This window comes from Cupriavidus sp. FW306-01-F10A, assembly GCF_058782785.1.
This window is the reverse complement of the sequence record NZ_JBYSYA010000001.1, coordinates 227663-249446: the sequence shown is the minus strand read 5'-3', so window position 1 is coordinate 249446 and position 21784 is coordinate 227663. Positions and strand designations below refer to the sequence as shown.

Annotated in this window: 24 protein-coding genes; 12 read left to right on the top strand and 12 right to left on the bottom strand. The window is 68.8% G+C overall.

Features of this window, described 5'->3' with window-relative positions:
* Nucleotides 1-11: 11 nt before the first annotated feature.
* Complete coding sequence (locus tag AC3WLF_RS01190) at nucleotides 12-518, bottom strand: GNAT family N-acetyltransferase (protein ID WP_492317105.1); 507 nt, start codon at nucleotides 516-518, stop codon at nucleotides 12-14.
* A gap of 180 nt (nucleotides 519-698) precedes the next feature.
* On the opposite strand from AC3WLF_RS01190, the gene AC3WLF_RS01185 reads away from it, so the two are divergent.
* Entirely contained in the window at nucleotides 699-1253 is a 555-nt protein-coding gene (locus AC3WLF_RS01185; RefSeq protein ID WP_492352756.1) for a hypothetical protein, read from the top strand.
* 21 nt (nucleotides 1254-1274) lie between these two features.
* Here the strand turns inward: AC3WLF_RS01185 and AC3WLF_RS01180 are convergent, their stop codons facing one another.
* Nucleotides 1275-2180: a LysR family transcriptional regulator gene (locus tag AC3WLF_RS01180; protein WP_492317107.1), complete on the bottom strand. Its 906-nt coding sequence runs from the start codon at nucleotides 2178-2180 to the stop codon at nucleotides 1275-1277.
* 209 nt (nucleotides 2181-2389) lie between these two features.
* Between AC3WLF_RS01180 and AC3WLF_RS01175 the strand changes: the two genes are divergently transcribed.
* The 7 genes from AC3WLF_RS01175 to AC3WLF_RS01145 all read left to right on the top strand — a co-directional run bounded on the left by AC3WLF_RS01175 (nucleotide 2390) and on the right by AC3WLF_RS01145 (nucleotide 8275).
* Nucleotides 2390-4390, top strand: a complete 2001-nt coding sequence (locus AC3WLF_RS01175) for an FUSC family protein (RefSeq protein ID WP_492357678.1) — start codon at nucleotides 2390-2392, stop codon at nucleotides 4388-4390.
* 26 nt (nucleotides 4391-4416) lie between these two features.
* Nucleotides 4417-4635 carry a DUF1656 domain-containing protein gene (locus AC3WLF_RS01170; RefSeq protein WP_492317109.1) on the top strand — a complete coding sequence of 73 codons (219 nt, stop codon included), beginning with the start codon at nucleotides 4417-4419 and terminating at the stop codon, nucleotides 4633-4635.
* Nucleotides 4632-5540 carry an efflux RND transporter periplasmic adaptor subunit gene (locus AC3WLF_RS01165; protein WP_492357677.1) on the top strand — a complete coding sequence of 303 codons (909 nt, stop codon included), beginning with the start codon at nucleotides 4632-4634 and terminating at the stop codon, nucleotides 5538-5540. The genes AC3WLF_RS01170 and AC3WLF_RS01165 overlap by 4 nt, the downstream gene beginning before the upstream one ends.
* Nucleotides 5537-7000, top strand: coding sequence for an efflux transporter outer membrane subunit (locus AC3WLF_RS01160; RefSeq protein ID WP_492357676.1), 1464 nt, complete (start codon nucleotides 5537-5539; stop codon nucleotides 6998-7000). Before AC3WLF_RS01165 ends, AC3WLF_RS01160 begins: the two co-directional genes overlap by 4 nt.
* Before the next feature lie 181 nt (nucleotides 7001-7181).
* Entirely contained in the window at nucleotides 7182-7535 is a 354-nt protein-coding gene (locus AC3WLF_RS01155; protein ID WP_492357675.1) for a hypothetical protein, read from the top strand.
* A 92-nt stretch (nucleotides 7536-7627) separates the two neighbouring features.
* Nucleotides 7628-7834 carry a hypothetical protein gene (locus tag AC3WLF_RS01150; protein WP_492357674.1) on the top strand — a complete coding sequence of 69 codons (207 nt, stop codon included), beginning with the start codon at nucleotides 7628-7630 and terminating at the stop codon, nucleotides 7832-7834.
* Between the two features lie 105 nt (nucleotides 7835-7939).
* A complete protein-coding gene (locus tag AC3WLF_RS01145; RefSeq protein WP_492357673.1) occupies nucleotides 7940-8275 on the top strand; it encodes a cupin domain-containing protein in 336 nt (111 codons plus the stop codon).
* Nucleotides 8276-8285: 10 nt separating this feature from the next.
* On the opposite strand, the gene AC3WLF_RS01140 is transcribed toward AC3WLF_RS01145, so the two are convergent.
* The gene (locus AC3WLF_RS01140) at nucleotides 8286-9170 is read right to left on the bottom strand and encodes a LysR family transcriptional regulator (protein WP_492357672.1); all 885 of its coding nucleotides are present in this window, start codon (nucleotides 9168-9170) and stop codon (nucleotides 8286-8288) included.
* A gap of 121 nt (nucleotides 9171-9291) precedes the next feature.
* On the opposite strand from AC3WLF_RS01140, the gene AC3WLF_RS01135 reads away from it, so the two are divergent.
* Entirely contained in the window at nucleotides 9292-9723 is a 432-nt protein-coding gene (locus AC3WLF_RS01135) for a VOC family protein (protein WP_010809388.1), read from the top strand.
* Between the two features lie 17 nt (nucleotides 9724-9740).
* Here AC3WLF_RS01135 and AC3WLF_RS01130 read toward each other — a convergent pair whose 3' ends face one another.
* A complete protein-coding gene (locus tag AC3WLF_RS01130; RefSeq protein WP_010809389.1) occupies nucleotides 9741-10064 on the bottom strand; it encodes a thioredoxin family protein in 324 nt (107 codons plus the stop codon).
* Nucleotides 10065-10188: 124 nt separating this feature from the next.
* Nucleotides 10189-12459: an ATP-dependent DNA helicase gene (locus AC3WLF_RS01125; RefSeq protein WP_492357671.1), complete on the bottom strand. Its 2271-nt coding sequence runs from the start codon at nucleotides 12457-12459 to the stop codon at nucleotides 10189-10191.
* Nucleotides 12460-12694: 235 nt separating this feature from the next.
* Between AC3WLF_RS01125 and AC3WLF_RS01120 the strand changes: the two genes are divergently transcribed.
* Nucleotides 12695-14272: a fatty acid--CoA ligase gene (locus tag AC3WLF_RS01120; RefSeq protein ID WP_492352750.1), complete on the top strand. Its 1578-nt coding sequence runs from the start codon at nucleotides 12695-12697 to the stop codon at nucleotides 14270-14272.
* Nucleotides 14273-14275: 3 nt separating this feature from the next.
* Here the strand turns inward: AC3WLF_RS01120 and AC3WLF_RS01115 are convergent, their stop codons facing one another.
* From AC3WLF_RS01115 to AC3WLF_RS01105, 3 genes are all read right to left on the bottom strand, one after another.
* The gene (locus tag AC3WLF_RS01115; RefSeq protein WP_492317119.1) at nucleotides 14276-14749 is read right to left on the bottom strand and encodes an RES family NAD+ phosphorylase; all 474 of its coding nucleotides are present in this window, start codon (nucleotides 14747-14749) and stop codon (nucleotides 14276-14278) included.
* On the bottom strand, nucleotides 14746-15261 hold the full coding sequence (locus tag AC3WLF_RS01110) for an Xre family toxin-antitoxin system antitoxin (RefSeq protein ID WP_492317120.1): 516 nt from the start codon (nucleotides 15259-15261) through the stop codon (nucleotides 14746-14748). Before AC3WLF_RS01110 ends, AC3WLF_RS01115 begins: the two co-directional genes overlap by 4 nt.
* A gap of 97 nt (nucleotides 15262-15358) precedes the next feature.
* Complete coding sequence (locus AC3WLF_RS01105; protein ID WP_492357670.1) at nucleotides 15359-16324, bottom strand: DNA-binding protein; 966 nt, start codon at nucleotides 16322-16324, stop codon at nucleotides 15359-15361.
* A gap of 113 nt (nucleotides 16325-16437) precedes the next feature.
* Between AC3WLF_RS01105 and AC3WLF_RS01100 the strand changes: the two genes are divergently transcribed.
* Together AC3WLF_RS01100 and AC3WLF_RS01095 are read left to right on the top strand one after the other, a co-directional pair.
* The gene (locus AC3WLF_RS01100) at nucleotides 16438-17565 is read left to right on the top strand and encodes a site-specific integrase (protein WP_492357669.1); all 1128 of its coding nucleotides are present in this window, start codon (nucleotides 16438-16440) and stop codon (nucleotides 17563-17565) included.
* A gap of 241 nt (nucleotides 17566-17806) precedes the next feature.
* The gene (locus tag AC3WLF_RS01095; protein WP_035823937.1) at nucleotides 17807-18232 is read left to right on the top strand and encodes a hypothetical protein; all 426 of its coding nucleotides are present in this window, start codon (nucleotides 17807-17809) and stop codon (nucleotides 18230-18232) included.
* A gap of 51 nt (nucleotides 18233-18283) precedes the next feature.
* Here AC3WLF_RS01095 and AC3WLF_RS01090 read toward each other — a convergent pair whose 3' ends face one another.
* From AC3WLF_RS01090 to cls, 4 genes are all read right to left on the bottom strand, one after another.
* Entirely contained in the window at nucleotides 18284-18466 is a 183-nt protein-coding gene (locus tag AC3WLF_RS01090; RefSeq protein ID WP_492317141.1) for a hypothetical protein, read from the bottom strand.
* 77 nt (nucleotides 18467-18543) lie between these two features.
* Complete coding sequence (locus AC3WLF_RS01085; RefSeq protein WP_011617106.1) at nucleotides 18544-18855, bottom strand: hypothetical protein; 312 nt, start codon at nucleotides 18853-18855, stop codon at nucleotides 18544-18546.
* Nucleotides 18856-19169: 314 nt separating this feature from the next.
* On the bottom strand, nucleotides 19170-19814 hold the full coding sequence (locus AC3WLF_RS01080; protein WP_492351906.1) for a TetR/AcrR family transcriptional regulator: 645 nt from the start codon (nucleotides 19812-19814) through the stop codon (nucleotides 19170-19172).
* Between the two features lie 128 nt (nucleotides 19815-19942).
* Entirely contained in the window at nucleotides 19943-21379 is a 1437-nt protein-coding gene (gene cls, locus AC3WLF_RS01075; protein WP_492351905.1) for a cardiolipin synthase, read from the bottom strand.
* Nucleotides 21380-21784 lie beyond the last annotated feature (405 nt).

The following is a 21784-nucleotide window of genomic DNA, read 5'->3' as shown; positions in this document are numbered from 1 at the left end:
GCGCCCGCCCGTCAGGCGGTGGCGTTGAAGGCGTCGTGGTATTGCACGCTGCCCGCCGGATAGCCGCCGTCGAACGCCAGTGCCTGGAAGTACTCGGGCGGCACGCCGTCCAGCACCAGCCCGGGCCGAACGGCAAAGCCGAAGCGGCCGTAGTAGCCGGGATCGCCCAGCACCACGCAGCCGGCGGCGCCAAGGCGGCGCAGCTGGTCCAGCGACGCGCGCATCAGTTGCGAGCCGATGCCCTGCCCCTGCAGGTCCGGCGCCACCGAGATCGGGCCCAGTCCGTACCAGCCGGTCGCGCCGGATGAGACCGTAACCGGCGAAATCGCCACGTGTCCCACCAGCTCATCGCCTGCCTGTGCCACCAGCGACACCGTCAGCTGGCCGGCGCGGCGCAGCGCATTGACCACGAACGCCTCGGTGTGGCTGGTATGCGGCGCCGTCAGGAAGGCGGCGGTGGTCAGCCGGGCGATGGCGTCGGCGTCGGACGGCGACTCTGGGCGGATCTGCACGGACATGGCGGGACTCGGACTTCGATCAGGTCTTGGGAACCCGAATTCTACGCTCCCCTTCACTGGCATGCCGCGGCCGCCAGGGCAAGCCACCGTTGCGCCGTAGGACAACGCCTGACAACGGCGGCAAGGCGCCAAGGCTAAAGTAGCAGCGCGAACCCCAAGCAATCCTGTTCCCGTTGCGTCATGCGCCCTGCCCCCGCTGCCCCCGCCGTCCCCGATCACCATCCTTTGCGCAATGCCGCTGTGTGCCTGGGCCTGTCCCTGCTGGCCGGGCCACTTGCCGTTTCCGCCACCGTGGCCGCCGCGCCTGCGCCGTCCCCGCAACTGTCCGGGCTGGCCACGCTGCTGCTGGGCACGGTGCGCGGCAAGCCTACGGGCATGAACGGCGTGACCCGCCTGACCGCGGGCGATGTCGACCGTGAGCTGCGCATGGCCTGCCAGGAGCTGATGCGCGCCGGTCCGGTCGACCTGGACGACACCACCCGCTTCGACGGCTGCATGACGCGTCCGGGCAAGATCGTCGAATTCCAGCTGAAGGTTTCGGGAGTGGATGCGGCGCGCGACGATACCCGCGAGTTCATGGCGACGGCCAAGCCTATCCTGGAGCGCGGCATCTGCCGCAACCCGGATGTGCCGGTGCTCGGCAAGCTGGGGGTCAGGCTGCGCTACCACTACGTAGCCGGGCAGAAATCGCTGGTCTTGCTCGATATCCCGCCGGACCAGTGCCTGAAGAAGTGAGGCCGCCGCAAGCGCGCCGGTTCAAGATCCCTTTCCGCCCCCCAGCACCTCTTCGCAAACCGCCAGCCATGCCCGCGCCGCATGCGACAGGTAGCGTCCCGGCGACCAGATATGCGCCATGGTCCAGTCCATTGCCGGCGCGGTCAGCCGCGCCATGGCCAGTGCGTCCTGGCCCTGCAGGCGCTCAGCCAGCGGCTGCGGCAGGAAGGTAGTGCCCAGCCCCGCCGCCGCCATCGATGCCAGGAAATCCCAGTGCCCGCTGTGCGCCACCACGCGCGGCTCGATGCGTGCCTCCAGAAATGCCTGCCGCAGCATGCGCGTCAGCGAGAAGTCATCGGTCAGCATCACCAGCGGCTCATCGCGCAGCGCCGCCAGCGTGACGGTGCGCCCGCGCGCCCAGGCGGCCTTGCGCGGCCCCACGGCCCAGATCGGGTAGCGGCCGAACTGGCGCGTTTCCAGCGCCAGGCCGCTGTCGCCCGGCAGCACCGTGGCGCCGACCTCCAGCTCGCCGCTTGCCACCAGCTGCTCCACCACCTGGCCGCCGTGCTCGTCCAGCGTCAGCGACAGGTTGGGATAGCGCTGCCGGAACGCGCTCACCGCCGGTGAAAAGAACAGGTTGACCATCGGCGGGATCCCCACGGTCAGCTTCCCCCGGCCCAGCGAGGACAGGTCGGACACCTCCAGCGTGAGCCGGTGCACCACGCCCAGCGCCTCCTGCCCGCGCTCGTAGACCACGCGGCCCACGTCGGTCAGCCGCACGCTCTTGCCTTCACGGATCAGCAGCGGCTGGCCGACCTCGTCCTCCAGCTGCTTGACCATCTTGCTGATGGTCGACTGGGTGACAAACAGCGAGGCCGCGGCCTGGGTAAAGCTGCGCAGCCGGGCAGTCTCGACGAAATAGCGCAGCGCGCGAATATCGATGGGCATGGTGCTGAGGGACGGCGGGCTGCCGGCAGGCCAGTTTCGCCACCCATGAACAAAGGGAATGGAAAGACCAATATTAAATCATGAATGGAATGCGAAAGATTTGGCTACACTTCGCTTTCACACATCGCCCCCGCCCAACCGCGCCGCCAAATGAAGCGTGGAGCGGCAGGCCGCGGCGTGCCCTCAACGCTTCCTGAAGACCCCGCTCCATGGCTAGCTGGCCGAATGCACGACAGTGGCTGTTCTCGCTGAAGGCATTCGCCGCCGCGATGCTGGCGCTCTATATCGCGCTGGCGCTAGGCCTGCCTCGGCCTTACTGGGCCATGGCGACGGTGCACTTTGTTTCCCATCCCCTGACCGGCGCCACCCGTTCCAAGGCGGCCTACCGCGTGGCCGGCACGATGCTGGGCGCCACCGCCGCGGTGGCCACGGTGCCGCAACTGGTCAACATGCCGATCGTGCTGATGGGTGCGATCGCGCTGTGGATCACCGTGCTGGTGTACCTGTCGCTGCTGCAGCGCACGCCGCGCAGCTATGTGTACCTGCTGGCGGCCTACACCCTGCCGATCGTCGCGCTGCCGGCCGTCAGCGCGCCGGCGCAGATCTTCGATATTGCCGTGGCCCGGATCGAGGAAATCGTGATCGGCATCGTCTGCGCCGGGCTGGTGGGCTCGGTCGTCTTCCCGGCCAAGGTGGCGCCCGCGCTGCGGTCCCGCGCAGCCACCTGGCTGGCCGACGCGGCGGCCTGGGCATCGGACATCCTCACCGGCAGCCCGCGCGCCGACGACAGCCGCCACCGGCTCGCCGCCGACATCCTGGCGCTGGACCAGCTGGTCAGCCAGCTGGCCTATGACACCGAGGGCAGCCACACGCTGCGCCATGCCCGCGCGCTGCGCCAGCGCATGACCATGCTGATGCCGCTGCTGTCGTCGCTGGAAAACGTGCTGCAGGCGCTGCGCGGCCATCCGGACGGCATCCCGTTGTCACTGCGCGAGGCCATGGCGGCGACGACCGCCTGGCTGGCGACCGATGCTGCCACGCCGCCTCCAGTCGCCACGCGCAGGTGGCCTGCCGATGGCCGCGCGGGCGAGGTCGACTGGCAAGCCGGCCTTGCCGCCACGGCGGCGGACCAGTTGCAGCGCCTGGGCACCTTGTACGCTGAATGCCACGCCCTGCAGCAAGGCATAGGCGACCGCAGCGCCGGCGCGCCGCCGCTGCGCGGCAACGCGGCCCCGGACGCTGCAGGCCATCACCACGACCACGGCATGCTGCTGTTCGGCGCCGTGTCGAGCGGCCTGGCCGTATTCTGCGCGGGGCTGCTGTGGATCTTCTCGGGCTGGGAGGACGGCGCCGGCGCGGTCGCGGTGGCATCGATCGCCTGCTGCTTCTTTGCGGCCATCGACGAGCCGCGCCGCATGGCCGGTGCCTTCCTGCGCTGGAGCACGATCTGCCTGCTGGTGTCGTGCGGCTACCTGTTCCTGGTGGTGCCGCACGCGCACACCTTTGAAGCGCTGGCCGCGATGCTGGCGCTGCCCTATCTCGGCATTGGCCTGTTGATTGCGCGGCCCGGCTTCCAGCTGATTGCGATGCTGCTGTCGGTCAACACGGCCTCGTTCGCCAACGTGCAGGCCGTGTTCGATGCGGATTTCCTCGGCACCTTCAATACCTGCCTGGCCAGCGCCGCGGCAATGCTGTTCGCGCCGCTGTGGTCGATGGCGGTACGCCCGTTCGGCGCGCGCGCGGCGGCGCACCGGCTGGTGCGCGCCAGCTGGCGGGACCTGGCCCAGGCCGCCACGCTGCGCGCGGCCGATGGCGATGCGCGGCTGGGCGCGCGCATGCTGGACCGGCTCGGCCAGCTGGTGCCGCGGTTGGGGGCTGCCGGCGATCCCTTGTCTTCCGACGGCTTCCACGCGCTGCAAGTCGGCTACTGCGCGCTGGCGCTGCAGAAGGCGCTGCCGGCCTTGCCGCCCGCGGCACGCAAGCCGGTGCGCCGCGTGCTGGCCGCGGTGGCAAGGCATTTCCGCGCGCGGCTGCGCGCGGGCCATGCCGTGCCGGCTCCGGCGGGGCTGGCCGCCTGGGTGGCCGATGCCATCGCCAGCGTGGCCGCGTTGCCCGCAGGTGGCCGCCCTGACTACCGCGGCACGCTCGGCGCGCTGGTGGTGCTGCAGGTCACGCTGCTGCCTGGCCCGGCGGCTGCCCTGTCCCGCTGACCTCCCCAACTCTCCGCTGCCGCCGAATGCTCAGTGAAATCGACCTCTATGGCGTGTTCGTGCCAGGCGTGCTGGTGCTGATGGTGCTGGCCTTCGCCGTCACTACCGCGATCCGCATGGCGCTGGCCGCGCTGGGCTGCTACCGGCATATCTGGCACCGCTCGCTGTTCAACCTTTCCCTTTATGTGATCGTCCTTGGCGCCGTGGCCGCAGTCTTTGTCGCGGTGCCGGGACTGCCGTCATGACCTTCCGACTCCGCCCCCTGCTTCCCTTGCTGCCAACGCTGCTGGCAGCCATTGCCGCCCTGCTGGTGCTGCGCCACCTGTGGGACTACTACACGGCCGCACCATGGACCCGCGACGGCCATGTGCGTGCCGACATCATCCAGGTGGCGCCCGATGTGTCCGGGCTGGTCACACGCGTGCTGGCGCGCGACAACCAGCATGTGCAGCAAGGCGAAGTCCTGTTCGAGATCGACCGCGACCGCTACGCGCTGGCCCTGCAGCAGGCGCTGGCCGCGGTAGCGACGCAGCGCGCCGCGCTGGCGCAGGCGCGGCGCGAAGCCGCGCGCAACCGCAATCTCGACGGCCTGGTTGCCGCCGAAGTCGCGGAACAGGGGCGTGCCCGCGTAGAGCAAGGCGAAGCCGCGCTGGCGCTGGCCGAAGCCGCGCTGCGGCTGGCCCGGCTGAACCTGGAGCGCACCAGCGTGCGCAGCCCGGTGGCGGGCTACCTCAACGATCGGCTGCCGCGCCTGGGCGACTATGTCTCGACCGGCCGCCCGGTGCTGTCGATCGTCGATGCCGGGTCCTTCCACGTGGAAGGCTATTTCGAGGAAACCAAGCTGCACCGGATCCGCATCGGCAGCCCGGTCGACGTGCATATCATGGGCGAGCCCCGGCGCCTGCGCGGGCACGTGCAGAGCATCGCCGCCGGCATCGAGGACCGCGACCGCAGCGCGGGCTCGAACCTGCTGCCCAACGTCAACCCGACCTTCAACTGGGTGCGGCTGGCACAGCGCGTGCCGGTGCGCATCGTGCTGGAGGACGTGCCCGCGGATGTGCGCCTGGTGTCCGGCCGCACCGCGACTGTGGCCGTTCACGAAGCCCGGCGCGACGATGACGCCGGCCGCCGCACGGGGCCCCGGTCGTGAAGCGGCGCCATCCCTGGCTGGCGTGCGCCGCGGCCTGCCTGTGCGCCTGCACCACCGTGGGCCCGGACTATCGCGTGCCGGATCATGCGGCGGTGCGCGCGGCCGCCGCCAACGGCCCGCTTCAGGGCGCCGAAGCGCACGGCGTGGCCATCGCGCCCGTGCCCGACGACTGGTGGCGGCTGTATGACGACGCGCGGCTCAACCGGCTGGTCGAAGAGGCGCTGGCCGCCAACACCGACATCCGCGCCGCCAGCGCCAACCTGCGCCGCGCGGTGGCCCTCCTGCACGAGGTGGAGTCCGAGAACCTGCCGCAGGGCGGCGCCAGCGCCAGCGCTTCGCGCGCGCAGCTGTCGGGCGAGAGCTTCCTGCAGACCACCAGGCCACCGGTATTCAACCTGGGCGACTTCGGTTTCGGCGTGTCCTACCTGATCGATTTTTTCGGCAAGCTGGCCCGCGCCGACGAGGCCGCGCTGGCCGGCGCCGAAGCCAGCGAGGCCACGCTCGACATGGTGCGCGTCACAGTGGCGGCGCAGACGGTGCGCGCCTACGTGCAGGGCTGCGCCGCCACGCATGAACTGGCCGCCGCCACGCAGCAGCTCGCGGTACAGCAACGCACGCTGGACGCCACCAGCCGCCTGGTCGGCGCCGGCCGCGGCGAACCCGCCGACATAGCGCGCGAGCGTGCCCGCACCGAAGCGCTGCGCGCTGCCTTGCCAACGCTGGAAGCCGCGCGTAGCGCCGCACGCCACCGGCTGGCGCTGCTGCTGGGCAAGCCGCCTGCGGCACTGCCAGAGGCCGAGGTGGACTGCCATGCCGAACCCACGCTGCGCGTGCCGCTGCCAGTGGGTGACGGCGCAGCGCTGCTCCGGCGCCGGCCCGATATCCGCCAGGCGGAGCGCGAACTGGCCGCGGCCACCGCTCGCATCGGCGTAGCCACGGCGGACCTGTATCCATCGATCCGCATCGGCGCCAGCGCCGGGCTGACCGGCGTGCTGAGCCACCTTGGCAGCGGCCCGACGGCGCGCTGGAGCGTGGGGCCGCTGCTGAGCTGGTCGCTGCCGACCAACGGCGTGCGCCATCGCATCCACGGGCATGAAGCCGCGGCCGACGCCGCCCTGGCGCGCTTTGATGGCGCGGTGCTGCGCGCATTGCAGGAAACCGAAACGGCGTTGTCGGCCTACACGCGCGAACTGGAACGGCACGACGCCCTGCACGCGGCGCGCGAACAGGCCGCAGAAGCTGCGCGGCTGCAGCGCCGCCTGCAGCAGGCGGGGCGCATCCCGTACCTGGCGCACCTGGACGCCGAGCGCACGCTGGCCGATGCGGGGGCCGCACTGGCTGCGTCCGAAGGCCATGTCGCCGCGCGCCAGGTCGACCTGTTCCTCGCGCTCGGCGGGGGGTGGCAGGCCGGCCGCAAGGTGGCTGCCGCCCATTCGACTCTCGATGAAAAAAACGACTGATCTTTCGACATTTAAATCATCACAGGAATGCATCGGCCTGGCTAAACTTCGTCCCGTGCCGCGCGTTTCCCACGCGACCGCACCGCCCAAAAGGCGAACCCGGACGGCGCGGGAGGCAGATCCGCCATCCCCGCGCGGCCCTTCGCGGGCCATGCCGTCCACCCACCCAAAAACAGCAGACATGCATAAAAACGCTCTCAAAGCCCTTCTTGCCACGACCCTCTCGATTGCAGCCCTCGGTGCCGCCGCACTGGCCAGCCCTGCCATGGCGCAAGGCCTGAACGACCGCGGCGTCGCCGCCGACCGCTACGGCTACAACCTGCACAACGGCAAGCGCGACCCGCTTATCGACGGTGCGCACGTCAATGGCAAGCGCGACCCCTTCACCGATGGCGCCCGCGTCAACGACCGGCGCGACCCGTTCACCGACGGCGCCAACCGCGCTGCCGCCGGCATGGAAGTGGCAGGCATGGACCGCAGCGGCGTGTCGGCACCGCCGGCCCATGGCGGCTCACGCGTATCGGCTGCCGCCTGACCGGCGCCTGCCCGCGCCACGGCAGCCGCCGTGGCGTGTCGACGGGGCGCAAGGCCCCGTCTCTTTTCCCGTACCTCCCTGAAGCCCCCCTCATGAAAACCATCCTGTTCGCGCTGCTCGGCCTTGGCGCCCTGGCCGCGTCTTTTCCCGCGGCCGCCGGTCCTGACTGGGCTGTGATCGAGCGCGGCCGCGCCGCTGCCAGGACTGCTGCCGAGCGCACCGCACAAGCCCGCAATGCCACGCCTTGCGCACAAGCGGAAGTCGCCGCATCCGCGACTTCGCCGGTTACATCACGCTGAGCGCTTCTGAGATGCGCGCTCGGGTGCTAGATTGAGAAGGCGTGCCGCCGCCAGGCGCCGGCCGTGCCTGACAAGCCACCCCACCAGAAGAGCGAGGAGCCGCGCATGTCCCTTCCCCATCTTGAATCCGGACAGATCGCCAGCGTGCTGCCACTGCGCACACGGCTGGACCAGACCGCCACCCAGGCCCTGTTCAAGGAAGGCCCGCTGGAAGTGATGCGGCTGGTGCTGAAGGCGGGCAAGCATGTGCCGCCCCATGCGGTTGATGGCCCGATGACCGTGCAATGCCTGGAGGGCGAGGTGCGCGTGCGGGTGGACGGCGCCGAGCGCCAGCTGCACCAGGGCGACCTGCTCTACCTGGGGCCGAGCGTGCGCTACGACGTGACCGCCATCTCCGATGCCTCGGTGCTGGTCACGTTGGTCCTGCCCGGCAGCCGCTGAGTATCGCGCCTTACACCACGGCAGGCTGCCAGCGTGCGCTGGCAGCAACAAAGGCATCGATCAGCGCCGCCACCGGCGCGCGGCGCAGTGCCGATTCGCGCACCAGCACGCCCACGTCGCGATAGAGCGGCCCGCCCGGCAATGGCGCCTGCACCACGCCCGCGGACTGCTGCAACGGCACCAGTTCGGACGGGATGATGGCGCAACCCAGGCCCGCTGCCACCATCTGCAGGATCACGGCCGGCTCATCCAGCTCCATCCCTTCCCTGACCCATAGCCGCTGCCGCTTCAGGTAGCCGTCCACCAGCTGCCCGCCGGTGCTGTGGCGGTTGTAGCGAATGAACGGAAGCGTCTCCAGCAACGCGCGCAGGTCTGCAGGCGCACCGGCGGGCCCGATGCCGACAAAGCCTTCGCGCACCAGCGGCACCCACTTGAGGTCCGGCGGAAAGCCCAGCCGCGGCCGGATCAGCACGGCGATGTCCAGCTCGCGCGCATCCACCTGCGTCAGCAGCTGGGTGGACATGCCCGGCACCACGTTGACGTGCGAGTCCGGAAACCGCCCCCGGAAATGCCGCATCGCATCGGCCAGCAAGGTGGCCTGGACCGTCGACACCGCGCCCAGCTCCACCGGCGCGGCGTCGGCATGCGGGCCGGCGCGCTCCTTCATCGCGGCATAGAGCTCGACAAAGCGCCGCGCTTCCGGCACCAGCCGGCGCCCGGCTTCGCTGAGCGCGACCGACTTGCCGGTGCGATCGAAGAGTACGCAGTCCAGGTCCTCTTCCAGCCGCCGGATCTGCGTGCTGACGGCCGACTGCGTCAGCGCCAGCCGCGCCGCGGCGGCGGAGAACGAGCCGGTTTCGGCGGCCACCAGGAAGGTCTGGAAGTAGCGGATCATCTATCGAAAAGTCTGATGCTCAGGGCAAAAATGATTCGCTTCATATTACGGGTTGTGCTGGCTACAATCAACGCGCAGGCCAACGCCTGCCCGCATAACGACCCCCGATAAAGGCCCCCGCATGAGCGCGACTTCCTCTATTCCCCTGTTCCACCTGGCTTTCCCCGTGCGCGACCTGGCCGAGGCGAGGCGCTTCTATGGCGACTTGCTTGGTTGCCCCGAAGGGCGCAGTTCCGAGGCCTGGGTGGACTTCAATTTCTATGGCCACCAGGTGGTGGCGCACCTGTCGCCCGAGGAGTGCGGACACCGCGCCACCAGTGCCGTCGATGGCGACGACGTGCCGGTGCGGCACTTCGGCGCGATCCTGCCGATGGCCGAATGGGAGGCCCTGGCCGAGCGGCTGCGCGCGGCGGGCACGCAGTTCGTGATCGAGCCGCATGTGCGCTTCAAGGGCCAGGTGGGCGAACAGGCCACCATGTTCTTCCTGGACCCTTCGGGCAATGCGCTGGAGTTCAAGGCCTTTGGCGACCTGAGCCAGGTGTTCGCCAAGTAAGGCAGCGCGCGGCCGGGCTAGGCAATGCGGCGCATGGCCTCGCGGATCGGCTCGGACTCGGTCGGGCGCACCAGCCGCGCCACTTCCTGCCCGTCGCGCAGGAACACCAGCGTCGGCCACAGCTTGATGTGAAACGACCGGCCAAGCCGGCGCCCGCTGCCGTCCTCGATCTTGAGATGGCGCAATGCCGGATGCACGGCAAAGGCCTCGGCCAGCGCCGGCTGGGCGCGCTGGCAGTAGCCGCACCACGGCGCGCCGAATTCCAGCACGGTGGCGCCCGGCAGCGCATCCACTTCCGTGCGGGTCGGCTCGGTGGCCGCGTATTGCTGGGTCATGGGCATGGATCTGATCCTTTCGCGATAGCTGGCTGATGGTATCCGCATGCCTGCCAGATTCGTTCCAGCGGCGACTCCGGGCAGGCTCCGCGCAAAGAGGATGCCCCAGACCGGCCCGGCTGTGTAATTTCTACGCCGCCGTGGCGATTTCCCACCATGCCGGCAGCAGTTCGCGCACCTCGGCCGCGGCAAAGCGGTCGTCGATCAGGTAGACCACGCCCTGGTCCTGCTGCGTGCGGATGACCCGGCCCGCCGCCTGCACCACCTTGCGCAGTCCGGGATACAGGTAGGCATAGGCATAGCCCCGCCCGAACGCCTGCTGCATGCGCGCGCGGAACTGCTCGTTGACCGCGTTGAACCGGGGCAGCCCCAGGGTGGCAACGAAGGCGCCGATCAGGCGCTCGCCGGGCAGGTCCACGCCTTCGGCAAAGGCGCCGCCGAGCACCGCAAAGCCGATGCCCTCGCCGCCTTCCGCAAACGTACCCAGGAACGCCGCCTGCGCGGCTTCGTCCATGCCCCGCGACTGCACCCAATGCGGAATATCGGGGTGAGACTGGGCAAAGCGGGCCACGGCTTGCTGCAGGTACTCGTGGCTGCTGAAGAACGCCAGGTAGTTGCCGCGCCGCGCGCGGAACTGGCCGGCCATCAGCGCGACGATGGCCGGCAGCGATTGTTCGCGCCGCACATAGCGGGTGGAGATGCGCGCTGCAATCCGCACCGACAGTTGCTCGGCGCGGAACGGCGATGGCACTTGCACCCGCGCGCAATCGGCCGGCAAACCCAGCGTATCGAGGTAGTAGGCGGCGGGGTCGAGGGTCGCTGAGAACAGCGTGACCGAATGCGCGGCTGCAAAGCGCGGGCGCAGGAACGGAGCCGGGATGACATTGCGCAGGCACAGCCGCGCATGGTGGCCGCGGCCGCTGCGCGGCACGCGCTGGATATCGAACAGCGAATGCGCGTCGAGCTGCTCGGCCAGGCGTCCAAAATGCAGCCCATCGAAATAGAATCGCTGCAGCGCCGGATCCTGCGCGCCTGGATGCTCCGTCATATGCGTCAGTGCCGCCGCGCAGCATTCGTCCAGCGCGCGGCGGAAGGCGGCGGGCACTTCGGGCAGGACTTCATAGGCGTCGTCGCCCTGGCGCGCCAGCGCGCTCCATTGCCGGGCCAGCCGCGCCAATGGCTTGCGCACGACGGCCGGCGCGCCGCGGCGCACCTCGCGCAGCGATTGGGGGTCGAGTTCGGCGGTGTACATGGCGCGGCCACGCTCGACCAGGTTGTGGGCCTCGTCCACCAGCACGCTGGCGCGCCAGCCATTGGCCGCGGTCAGCGCATACAGCAACGCGCTGCGGTCGAAGTAGTAGTTGTAGTCGGCCACCACCACGTCGCTCCAGCGCACCAGCTCCTGCGACAGGTAGTAAGGGCAGATCCCGTGTGCCAGTGCCAGCGTGCGCACCGCGGCGTGGTCGCGCACCGGCACGCCGCGCGCCGCTTCGCGTGCTGCCGGCAGGCGGTCATAGAAGCCGCGCGCCAGCGGGCAGGACTCGCCGTGGCAGGCCAGCTCCGGATGCTCGCAGGCCTTGTCGCGGGCCACCAGCTCCAGCACATGCAGCGGCTGCGCGCCGTGGCCGCGCAGCGCATTGGCCGCGTGCAGCGCCACCCCGCGCCCGGTGGAGCGGGCCGACAGGAAGTACACCTTGTCGATGCCCTGCCCCGGCATGGCCTTGAGCACCGGGAACAATGTGCCGACCGACTTGCCGATGCCGGTGGGCGCCTGCGCCAGCAGGTGGCGGCCCGCGCGGTTGGCGTTGTAGACCGCCTGCGCCAGTTCCCGCTGGCCCGGGCGAAAACCCTGGTGCGGAAAGGCCAGCTGCGCCAGCGCGCCATCGCGTGCCTGCCGGTGGGCCAGTTCCGCCTGCGCCCAGTGTAGGAACTGCTCGCAGGTCTGCACGAAGAAGGCTTCAAGCGCCTGCGCAGTGAAGTGCTCCGCAACCGGGTGCTCGCGCTGGCTGATGATGTCGAAATAGACCACCGCGATCTCCAGCCCGGGGAGCCCCAGCTTGCGGCATAGCAGGCAGCCATAGACCTTGGCCTGCGCCCAGTGCAGGTGGCGGTGGTTGTCCGGCACCGCGGCATCGCCGCGCACGGTCTTGATTTCTTCGAGCCGGTTGGCGACGGGATCGTAGCCGTCGGCACGGCCGCGCACACGCAAGGGCCCGAAATCGGCGGCAAGCGCCACTTCGGCCTGGTAGGCCTCCCCGCGCCGGCTGGTTACTACCGCATGCCCGGCCACGCCCTCCTGCGCCGATGGCGTCGGCACGAAGCGCAGGTCCAGGTCGCCCGCCTTGGCGGTGAATTCGCACAGCGCGCGCACGGCCACCACGTAGGCCGGTGCGGCTGGCATGGCAGGCGGGGCTGGAATGGGTGGCGGGACGGCGGACACAGGAAACGGGGCGCGGCGGTAACTGTATGAATATACAGTATCACGCAAGAGCCTTATCGCGTGACCGCCGCTCCGGCATAAGGAAAGAGCAAAACGTTATTTCCATGTGCCCCACCCGCCGCTCTATATTGTCCGGCTTACAAGACAACAACCGCCTGCCGGCAAGCCGGCGGCGGACCATGACCGGAGCACAACCTTGACCCGCGGCATCACCCTTGGCGACACCCTCTCCTGGCCCGCGCGCTACCTGCCCCGCAAGACCGCGCTGGTCAGCGGCATTGGCGCCGGGCGACGCGCGTGGACATACGCGGAGCTCGATGCCGAGGTCGACCGCCACGCGCACGCACTGCAGTCGCTGGGGATCGGCAAGGGCGACGTAGTCGCGGCCTTCCTCTATAACACTCCGGCCTTCGTCTTCACGCTGCTGGCCACGGCGCGCATCGGCGCGGTCTACAACCCGGTCAACTACCGCCTGGCTGCGCAGGAACTGGCATACATCCTGAACGATGGCGGTGCCAAGGCAGTGCTGTTCGAGCAGGAAGGCGCGGGCGTCGTCGAGAAGGCGGCCGAACTGGCCCCCGTCACCGCGCTGCGCATCTATGCCGACCCCGATGCCGCGCCCGCCTTTGCCACACATCGGCTCGACACGCTGGTTGTGGGCCAGCCGGCCACGCTGCCCGCGGTGACGGTCCACGAAGACGACCCCTGCATCCTGATGTACACGAGCGGCACCACCGGCCGCCCCAAGGGCGTGGTGCACACCCATCGCAGCAAGCTGCAGCACAACGCGATGATGCACCAGGCCATGACGCTGTCGCGCGAGGACGTAGGCCTGTCGGTGGCGCCGCTGAACCATACCGCCGAGCTGCACACCAGCTTCCTGCCGCGGCTGCAGCTTGGCGCCACGCAGGTGCTGCAGCGCCGCTTCGACGCGGGCGAGGCCTGGCGACTGGTGGAAAGCGAGCGCGTCACGCATTTCTTTGCCGCGCCGACCATGGTGGGCATGCTGCTGAACCATCCGGATGCCGAAAAACGCGACGTGTCTTCATTGCGGCTGGTGGAATACGGCGGCGCGTCGATGGCGCCGCACCTGATCCGCGAATGGGACCGCAAGGTCGGCGCCGGGCTGGTGCAGGTGTACGGCACCACGGAAATGGGCCCGTGCATGTCGGTGCTTTACCCGCATGAGCAGTTGAGCCACGCCGGCTCGGCAGGCCTGCCCGCGCTCGGCCATGACCTGGTGGTGGCCAGGCTGCGCGACGACGGCGAGCCGACCGACCCCATGCAGCCGTGCGCGCCCGGTGAAGTCGGCGAAGTGCTGGTGCGTGGCCCCTGCATGATGCAGGGCTACCTGAACCGCCCGGAAGCCAATGCGCGCGCGCTCGCGCACGGCTGGTACCACACCGGGGACCTCGGCAGCCTGGATGCGGACGGCTACCTGTGGATCCGCGACCGTATCGACTACATGATCAATTCCGGCGCGGAGAACGTCTATCCGCGCGAGGTGGAAGACGCGCTGATCGAGCACCCGGCCGTGCTGGAAGTAGCGGTGCTGGGCGAACCCGATCCGACCTGGGGCCAGGTCGTCGGCGCCTATGTGGTGACACACGGCGACGCACCGGTCAGCGCGGCGCAGCTCGACGCCTTCCTGCTGCAGGGCGACCGGCTGGCAGCGTACAAGCGCCCGCGCCGCTATCACTTCCTGGATGCATTGCCCAAGACCACCAGCGGCAAGATCCAGAAGCACATGCTGCGCGCCGGCGCCACCGCCTGAGCCTCAGACCAGGCGCGCGTCGTACTGCCAGCGGCGCAGCTTGACGTAGGCCAGCCGCGCGGCGTCGGGGTGTGCCGGGTTGACCAGCACGTTGTGCTCTTCGGGAATGACGATGGAAGGCACCAGCAACAAGGCGCTGGTGCCCGCGGCGGTCCAGGCTTCGCCGGTGTCGAGGCTGGTCTTGCCGGCGGGAATGGCATCCCAGCCAACGGGGGCGGTGTCCGCGCTCAGTTGCTGCGCGGCCGCCCATAGCTCGTCGGGGATGTCGATCCGGACCAGGTAGCGGTTCAGCGGCAGCCCGCCCGCGCCCAGGTGGACCAGCGTTTCCAGGCAAGCCAGCGCGATGCTGGACGCCGCATAGATCAAGGGCGTGCCCTGCCGGTTCCAGCGCCCGCCGGTAGCCTTGGCGCCGGCGCCGCTGGCATCGTCCGCAGTGTAGTCTGGGGTGTCGGTCGCGATCCGCCAGGCTGGCCTCACGCGTACGCCCCGCTCTGCATCCTGGCCACCAGGTCGGAAACGATGCGCTGGCCGGCGAGCGTATCCATCAGCTCAGCGGGGCGGCGCCCGCCCAGCGCCGGCGACGGCTGCTCCAGCCACTGCGCCACCCACTGTGCCGCGCTGAACCCGCGCGGATCGCCCGAACTTTCCACCAGCGCCTGGACCTGCCCGACCAGCCGCGCCATGCCCAGCACACGCTCGCTCTGCTCGCTCGACAGGTTCTGGTGCGCCCGCGCCTTGCGGTCCACGGTGGCGCGCGGCAAGTCCAGTGTCTTGATTAGCTGCTCCTTGGTGGTGCCCATGGATTCGGCCAGGCGGGTCAGGTCTGAAGCCGGCACGCCTTCACGAATCGCGCGGATGACCGACATGGCGCCTTGCGTCGACAGGCTGGCCTCATAGACGGCGACGTAGTTGTTGACGCTCAGCTCGGGCGGAGCCGGGCGTTCATGAGCCAGCGGATAACGGCCGTCGGGAGTGAGTGTGAGCGGCATGGCAGCCCCCATCAAATGAGCATTCAGTATAGCTCAATTGACAAAAGCCGCCTGCGCACCCGCCATGCATCCGTGGGTGGTTGCTCTGCCAGGCACATTATAAGCCTCGCGTGTATCGCCGGCTGCCCTTGCCGGCAGCCAGTGCAGCGCGGGCAGGCCGTGTGCGGCGGACGGCCGGACTGACGGGGCCAGCGGTGGCCGTGGTTGCGGCACCCGCCTGGTCGCGATACTCGGCCAGCAGGCTCTCCCGCTGCCGCACCCGTTCTTCCAGAACGGCGAGCGCCTGGCCAAGGCGGGTCATCTCGCTGCCCTGCCGCGACGCGGCCTCGGCGGCACGCGTCAGCCGCTCAACGGCCGCCTTGCGCTCGGCTTCCAGCAGCTTCTGGGTCTCCTTGGCCGCCACACGCGCCGCGTCCAGCTCCAGCGCCATACGACGCTCATTGGCGGCGGCGCGCTGGGTCATGGTTTCCCGCTCCTGGTCCCACGCCGCCCGCTGCGCGGCGAAATCCTGCTGCATCGCGTTGTGTGCCAACAGAGCCGCGGCCGACTCTGCGCGCATTGTCTCCCCCTGATGCTGCAGGGCGGTGGCTGCGGCTTCAGCGCGCGCGGCGCGCTCCGTGGCGACGTCGCGGGCACGTGTCAGTTCCGCCATTGCCGCCTCGGCCCCTTCCAGTCGGGCCTGCATGACCTGGCGCTCCTGCTCCAGGGCTTCGCGCTCCTGGTCCAGAGCCGCCCGGGCCTCGGCCAGCGCCGCCTCACGCTGCACCAGCGCGGCCTCGGCCGAAGCCTTGGCCACCTGCAGCGCCGCTTCCCACAGGTAGCGCGCTGCCTCCGTGACTGGCTCCGGGCATCCGGGTGCGGGCGCAAAGCCCTGTGGATCCTGGATACGTCCACCCAGCGCCCCAAACCAGGCATCCAGGTGCGGGCTGACCGTATTGGGCGAGCCCCGCCCCAGGTGCAGGCGGATGCGTTCGATGGTGGGCCGCTGGCCGGCCTTGAGCAGGCTGTCGGCGGCCTGCCAGACGTCGTCTCGGGTAATGCCACGGCTGCGGAGGGTTTCCATGATGGGATCCGGCAAAAGTCTTTGAGGAAGGCAAATAAGGTTCGATAATGGAGACTTATCGGCTGTTATTTGTCTATTTCGTATGATATATTACAGCATACATCATATTTAATATGATAAAAATCCGAGAAGCCCACGAAGCCTACTTTCCACCGATTGCATCCGATGTCGAACTACCGGCGCCGCTTCGCCCGTCCGAACTGGATCCCCTTGCCGAGCAAGCGGCCAATGCCTTGCGCCGCGAAGGCGAATCCCGAAACACGGTGGCAAGCTACCGGTCCGCACTGCGCTACTGGTCTGCCTGGTATGTCCTGCGCTACCGACAACCTGTGCAGCTCCCGCTCGCGCCTGCCGTCGTCATCCAGTTCATCGTCGACCACGCCACGCGACAGACGCCGCAAGGCCCTGTCTGCGAGATGCCCGCGGTCATCGACCAGGCGCTGGTCGATGACGGATACAAGGCACGACCCGGCCCGCCCGCGCTGTCCACGCTGACGCACCGGCTGGCGGTACTGGCCAAGGCCCACCGCCTGCAGGCCTTGCCCAACCCTTGCGCCGAAGCTGCGGTGCGCGAACTGATGGCTGGCATCCGGCGCGCCTATGCGCGCCGCGGACAGCGCCAGGCGCGCAAGGCGGCGCTGTCCCGCGATCCGCTGCTGCGCCTGCTCGATACCTGCGATGACTCGCTGCGCGGCTTGCGCGACCGCGCGCTGCTGCTGTTTGCCTGGGCCAGTGGCGGGCGCCGCCGCTCTGAAGTCGCGCGCGCGACCCTCGGCCACCTCACCCGGCTCGGCCCCGGTGATTTCGTCTATGCACTGGGCTGGTCCAAGACCAACCAGTCAGGCAACGAGCGCGCCGATACCGCCAAGCCCGTCACCGGTGCCGCCGGCCAGGCGCTGGAGGCATGGCTTGCTGCCGCCGGCATCAACAGCGGGCCGCTGTTTCGCCGCATCCGCCGCGGCGGGCATGTGGGAGAAGGTTTGTCCGATGCGGCGGTCAGCCGCATCGTCAAGACGCGCTGCGCATTGGCGGGACTGGAGGGCGACTACTCAGCGCATTCACTGCGCTCGGGCTTTGTCACCGAGGCTGCTGCGCAACAGGTGCCACTGGCCGAGACCATGGCCATGACCGGCCACGCAAGCGTGTCGACGGTAGTGCGTTACTTCCGCGCCGCGGACGCACGGCGCTCGCGTGCTGCCGACCTGCTGGCGCAAGCGCCGCAATCCGCCGGAGGCGACTGAGGGCGGCTTGCAACTGGCGCCAATCATGCCGCGCAGCCGGCGCAAATACGGGTATTTCGCTAGCTGGCAGCGCTGGCTCGGGCTGCGGGGGGTGCCTATACTGGCAGCGCGCCGCACAGTGCCAGGCATGGCCGGCCGCGCCCGGAGAATCCGGCAGGCAATCGCCACTGGCACGATGCGGCGGCCCATGGGATGCAATTGCGCACCGCCTGCCTGGACCGGAACAAGTAGAAACGCGGAGATGGGGATGCCCAACGAACAATTCCTCGCCACCCAGGAAACCCGGCGCTCGGGGCTGAAAGCCCTGCGGGCTGCCTTGCTGCAGGTTCACAAGGAAGTCATCGGCTATGACAGGACCCAGTATGAGCGCCTGAACGGCCCGATTCCTGCAGGCCTGTTTGTGCAACTGGTGACTGAAGACAACTACTTCCGCTGGCTTGACCCGCTGTCGCGCCTGATCATCGAGATCGACGAAGAGCTGGAGGCCAAGGAACACCACGACGAAACCTGCCGTGCAGTCGGACGCGCAGCGGAAAGACTGTTCAGCGACGGTTCTGACCCGGCCTTTCGCAAGCGTTACCAGGAAGCCCTGCAGGACGAGTCCGGCGTCATCGTGGCGCACGGACGGCTGATGTCGGTGATCGGGCAGCTGCGCCAGTTGCCATAGCACGCCGGACCGCGCGGGCGCGTTGCGCGCGCCGCGGCATAGCCTGCCCGCCTACTTCGCCGGTTTCGGTTCCGGCCTGGGTTTGCGCGGCGCATGGGTATCGACTGCCACCGGGTCGCTCGCCGGGAATGTCTCTTTCAGCCCCTCGTCCAGTTCGCGCTCGATCAGTTCATCCTTGCGCTGTTGTTCACGGGAGGCTGGCGTCTGGTGCTTCTGCGTTGCGGGCTTGGTCATGGCGATGGGGCTCCGTTGGCATCCATGAGCCGATGGTAGTCCCGTGCAGGCCGCATTGCCATCACGGCGACGCAGGCTCATCGCCCCCTGCCGCCGCGCCCGCCCCCATGCCAGCCGCCGTGCCCACGGCCACCACCGCCATGCCAGTGATGCCCGCCATGCCTGCCGTAGCTGCCGCCGTGGATATAGGTAAAGCTGCCGTAGAAACCACCGTAGCCCGGCCAAGGACGGTAGTACGGGTAGTACGCCGGCGCCGGGTAACCGTCATAGTAGGCAGAGGAAACCGGATAAGCCGGATAAGCCGGATAGTAAGAGTCGCCTGCATAGGGATAGGCGACGCAGCCAGCCAGCACTGCCACGCAGAGGGCCGCTCCCAATCCATATCGCATGATCCGCTCCTCACCGTGGCGCCGGCGTTCGGCTGCCTGACAGCCAGTTAGACTGTTCTGCAGGCCGCGCAATTCCTCGAAATGCGGACGCGCCCTGATAGCGCGCGGCAATCGACGTGCGTAGATCGAGACAATTCAGGGCGATATTTAAGAAATGTCCGATATTCAGATGAGAAGCAACGGAATACAGTCCTCTTGCACCCGGCCCGCGGGTGCCCCGACAGAGCCAGGTTGACCCCCTTCCTGGTTCCTTACACTGCCACGATGGTTCTCGCCATCGTGGCATTTTTTTCGCCGTGATCCTGCTGCAGGCGCTAGAGGCCCTTCTCGACCATGTCGAGCAGGCGCTGCCCGAGGATCTCTGCCTGCTCCCTGGCGCGGCTGCGCAGCGGGCCGTCGATCAGCAGGATGGCCAAGCCATGCACGGCCGACCACGCCAGGTACTCCGCACCCGGCCGGCGCTCGGGCGGCAGCACGCCGGCTTCCACCAGTTTGTCCAGCGCCGCGCCCAGCAGCTGGAACGGATTGAGGCCGCTGTTGCCTGCCTTGGCCGGATCGGCATCATCTTCCACTTCATCCGGCATCGAAAACGCGGTGCGGAACAGTCCGGTCTCGGCCAGCGCAAAGCGCAGGTAGCCGGTGCCGACCGCACGCAGGCAGGCACGCGCATGCGCAGCGGCTCCACGGCCCGGGCGCAGCCCGCCGATTTCACCTTCCATGGCAATGGCAAGCGACGACAAGGCCGAGGCCCGCACTGCCTGCAGCAGGTCCTGCCGGCTGGCGAAGTGCCGGTACGCGGCATTGGGCACCACGCCGGCACGGCGTGTGGCCTCGCGCAGCACGATGGCGTCGGGGCCACCCTCGCGTGCCAGGTCGATGCCTGCTTCCAGCAGCGCGCGGCGCAGGTCGCCGTGGCGGTAGGTGGCGCGCGCCGGAGGCGCGGGGACAGCCCGGGTCATGCGGCTCCCCTTGAATATGGATAACGGTTCATGATGTGCATACGCTTATAGTGAACAGTGTACACAATCAGGCCGCAACAAGTCTGTTGCATTGAGGATTGCAGGAACCAGCGGACCGGAAGCGGGCTTCAGAGGATGGGCGCAAACAGCTTGGCGACGTGCATCGCCACGCGCAGCGGCGCCGGCGCATCGAGGAACTCGTTCAGCCCGACGCGCTGGGCCTGGGCGAAGTCGGCTTTGAGCATGGTGGCCACGCTCGCGGCAAAGCCCTTGTCGGCAGTCATCACCATCAGCTCGAAGTTGAGCCGGAACGAGCGGTTGTCCAGGTTGGCCGTGCCGACGGCCGCGGCTTCGTCGTCGATCAGGATGACCTTCTGGTGCAGGAAGCCCGGCTGGTAGCGATACAGCTTGATGCCCGCGGACACGGCCTGGTACGCATAGATGGTGGAGGCGGCATAGACCACCAGGTGATCGGGCCGCGCCGGAATCAGGATGCGCACATCCACGCCGCGCAGCACGGCCAGCCGCAGCACCGCAAACACCGCCTCGTCGGGCACGAAATACGGCGACGTGATCCACAGCCGGTGGCGCGCCGCCTGGATGGCCTCGACAAAGAACAGCGAACAGGTCTCCTGCGCGTCGGCAGGGCCTGACGGCACCACCTGGCAGGTCATGCGCCCGCCCACTTCTGGCGGCGGCATCAGCAGGTGCGGCACCTCGCGCGCGGCCCAGAACCAGTCTTCGGCAAAGGCCATCTGCAGGTCCAGCACGGCGCTGCCGCGCAGTGCAATATGGGTGTCGCGCCACGGCGCCAGTGGCGGGCGTTCGCCCAGGTATTCGACGCCGACGTTGTGGCCACCGACAAAGGCCTCGCTGCCATCGACGATCACCAGCTTGCGATGGTTGCGAAAATTGAGCTGGAACCGGTTGACAAAGCCGCGGTGCGTGGAGAACGCCCGCGCATCGACGCCGGCCTCGGCCAGCGTGCGCACGTAGCGGCGCGGCAGCGCGTGGCAGCCGATGCGGTCGAACAGGAAGTACACCTTGACGCCGGCCCGCGCGCGCTCGCACAGTAGCGCCTGCAGGCGCTGGCCCAGCGCGTCGTCATGCACGATGAAGAACTGCACGATCAGCACCTGGCTGGCCCGCGCGATCGCGGCAAAGATCGCCTCGAAGGTCTGCTCGCCGTTGACCAGCAAGCGCACGTCATTGTTGGCCAGGCACGGCATGCCGGTCAGCCGGGGCAGTGCACGCATGCAGGCCTGCGCCGGCGCATGGACCACGCAGGCGCTGCGCGCCTCGCGCTCGCGCGGGGTCATGCCGTGGCGCAGCTCGCGCAGGTGGTCGTCATTGAAGCGCCGGGCGTCGACATAGCCGGCGAAGGTGCTGCGCCCGAAGATCAGGTAGGGCACCAGCGTGAAGTACGGCATCATCAGCAGCGACCCCGCCCACGCGATCGCGCCGGGCGCGGTGCGCACCGTCATGACGGCATGCAGGGCAGCCACCACGCCGACGACGTGAAAGCACAGGACGATGATGGCGATGACACTCGGGCTCTGCAGCATCGGTGGGCTTGAGTCCCCGGACCGGAACGCGATGCGCGCTATTTTGGCACACCCTGCCCGAATGTTGACAGCACGGCGCCCATAGTGCCCGCGCGCTGCCTTCTTTTTTGGCACGCCGACAGCACCACGGTGCCAGGCCGCAGTCCGGCCACTGCGCACTGGCTTGTCCACAGGAGCTGTGGACAACTTTCCATATCGCCATCGGCCCCGCCGACAAACGCTCGTCACGCGACCAACGCGAGCACCATCAAAAAACAGCAGAAATCTCAGAAATGTCTGATTGTCCTGTGGACCACACTTTTTGTACGCTTGCTGCATGCGAACGGTAGTGCTGCGCGCACGCCTGGCGCCTGCCTTCGTTCCCTCGCTGTCCGGCTCCAGCCCTGCCGCGGTCCGGCCGTCCCT

Coding starts and splice junctions, on each gene's coding strand:
- AC3WLF_RS01190 (WP_492317105.1), bottom strand. CDS start 518: ATGTCCGTGCAGATCCGCCCAGAGTCGCCGTCCGACGCCGACGCCATC.
- AC3WLF_RS01185 (WP_492352756.1), top strand. CDS start 699: ATGCGCCCTGCCCCCGCTGCCCCCGCCGTCCCCGATCACCATCCTTTG.
- AC3WLF_RS01180 (WP_492317107.1), bottom strand. CDS start 2,180: ATGCCCATCGATATTCGCGCGCTGCGCTATTTCGTCGAGACTGCCCGG.
- AC3WLF_RS01175 (WP_492357678.1), top strand. CDS start 2,390: ATGGCTAGCTGGCCGAATGCACGACAGTGGCTGTTCTCGCTGAAGGCA.
- AC3WLF_RS01170 (WP_492317109.1), top strand. CDS start 4,417: ATGCTCAGTGAAATCGACCTCTATGGCGTGTTCGTGCCAGGCGTGCTG.
- AC3WLF_RS01165 (WP_492357677.1), top strand. CDS start 4,632: ATGACCTTCCGACTCCGCCCCCTGCTTCCCTTGCTGCCAACGCTGCTG.
- AC3WLF_RS01155 (WP_492357675.1), top strand. CDS start 7,182: ATGCATAAAAACGCTCTCAAAGCCCTTCTTGCCACGACCCTCTCGATT.
- AC3WLF_RS01150 (WP_492357674.1), top strand. CDS start 7,628: ATGAAAACCATCCTGTTCGCGCTGCTCGGCCTTGGCGCCCTGGCCGCG.
- AC3WLF_RS01145 (WP_492357673.1), top strand. CDS start 7,940: ATGTCCCTTCCCCATCTTGAATCCGGACAGATCGCCAGCGTGCTGCCA.
- AC3WLF_RS01140 (WP_492357672.1), bottom strand. CDS start 9,170: ATGATCCGCTACTTCCAGACCTTCCTGGTGGCCGCCGAAACCGGCTCG.
- AC3WLF_RS01135 (WP_010809388.1), top strand. CDS start 9,292: ATGAGCGCGACTTCCTCTATTCCCCTGTTCCACCTGGCTTTCCCCGTG.
- AC3WLF_RS01130 (WP_010809389.1), bottom strand. CDS start 10,064: ATGCCCATGACCCAGCAATACGCGGCCACCGAGCCGACCCGCACGGAA.
- AC3WLF_RS01125 (WP_492357671.1), bottom strand. CDS start 12,459: ATGCCAGCCGCACCGGCCTACGTGGTGGCCGTGCGCGCGCTGTGCGAA.
- AC3WLF_RS01110 (WP_492317120.1), bottom strand. CDS start 15,261: ATGCCGCTCACACTCACTCCCGACGGCCGTTATCCGCTGGCTCATGAA.
- AC3WLF_RS01105 (WP_492357670.1), bottom strand. CDS start 16,324: ATGGAAACCCTCCGCAGCCGTGGCATTACCCGAGACGACGTCTGGCAG.
- AC3WLF_RS01100 (WP_492357669.1), top strand. CDS start 16,438: ATGATAAAAATCCGAGAAGCCCACGAAGCCTACTTTCCACCGATTGCA.
- AC3WLF_RS01095 (WP_035823937.1), top strand. CDS start 17,807: ATGGGGATGCCCAACGAACAATTCCTCGCCACCCAGGAAACCCGGCGC.
- AC3WLF_RS01090 (WP_492317141.1), bottom strand. CDS start 18,466: ATGACCAAGCCCGCAACGCAGAAGCACCAGACGCCAGCCTCCCGTGAA.
- AC3WLF_RS01085 (WP_011617106.1), bottom strand. CDS start 18,855: ATGCGATATGGATTGGGAGCGGCCCTCTGCGTGGCAGTGCTGGCTGGC.
- AC3WLF_RS01080 (WP_492351906.1), bottom strand. CDS start 19,814: ATGACCCGGGCTGTCCCCGCGCCTCCGGCGCGCGCCACCTACCGCCAC.
- cls (WP_492351905.1), bottom strand. CDS start 21,379: ATGCTGCAGAGCCCGAGTGTCATCGCCATCATCGTCCTGTGCTTTCAC.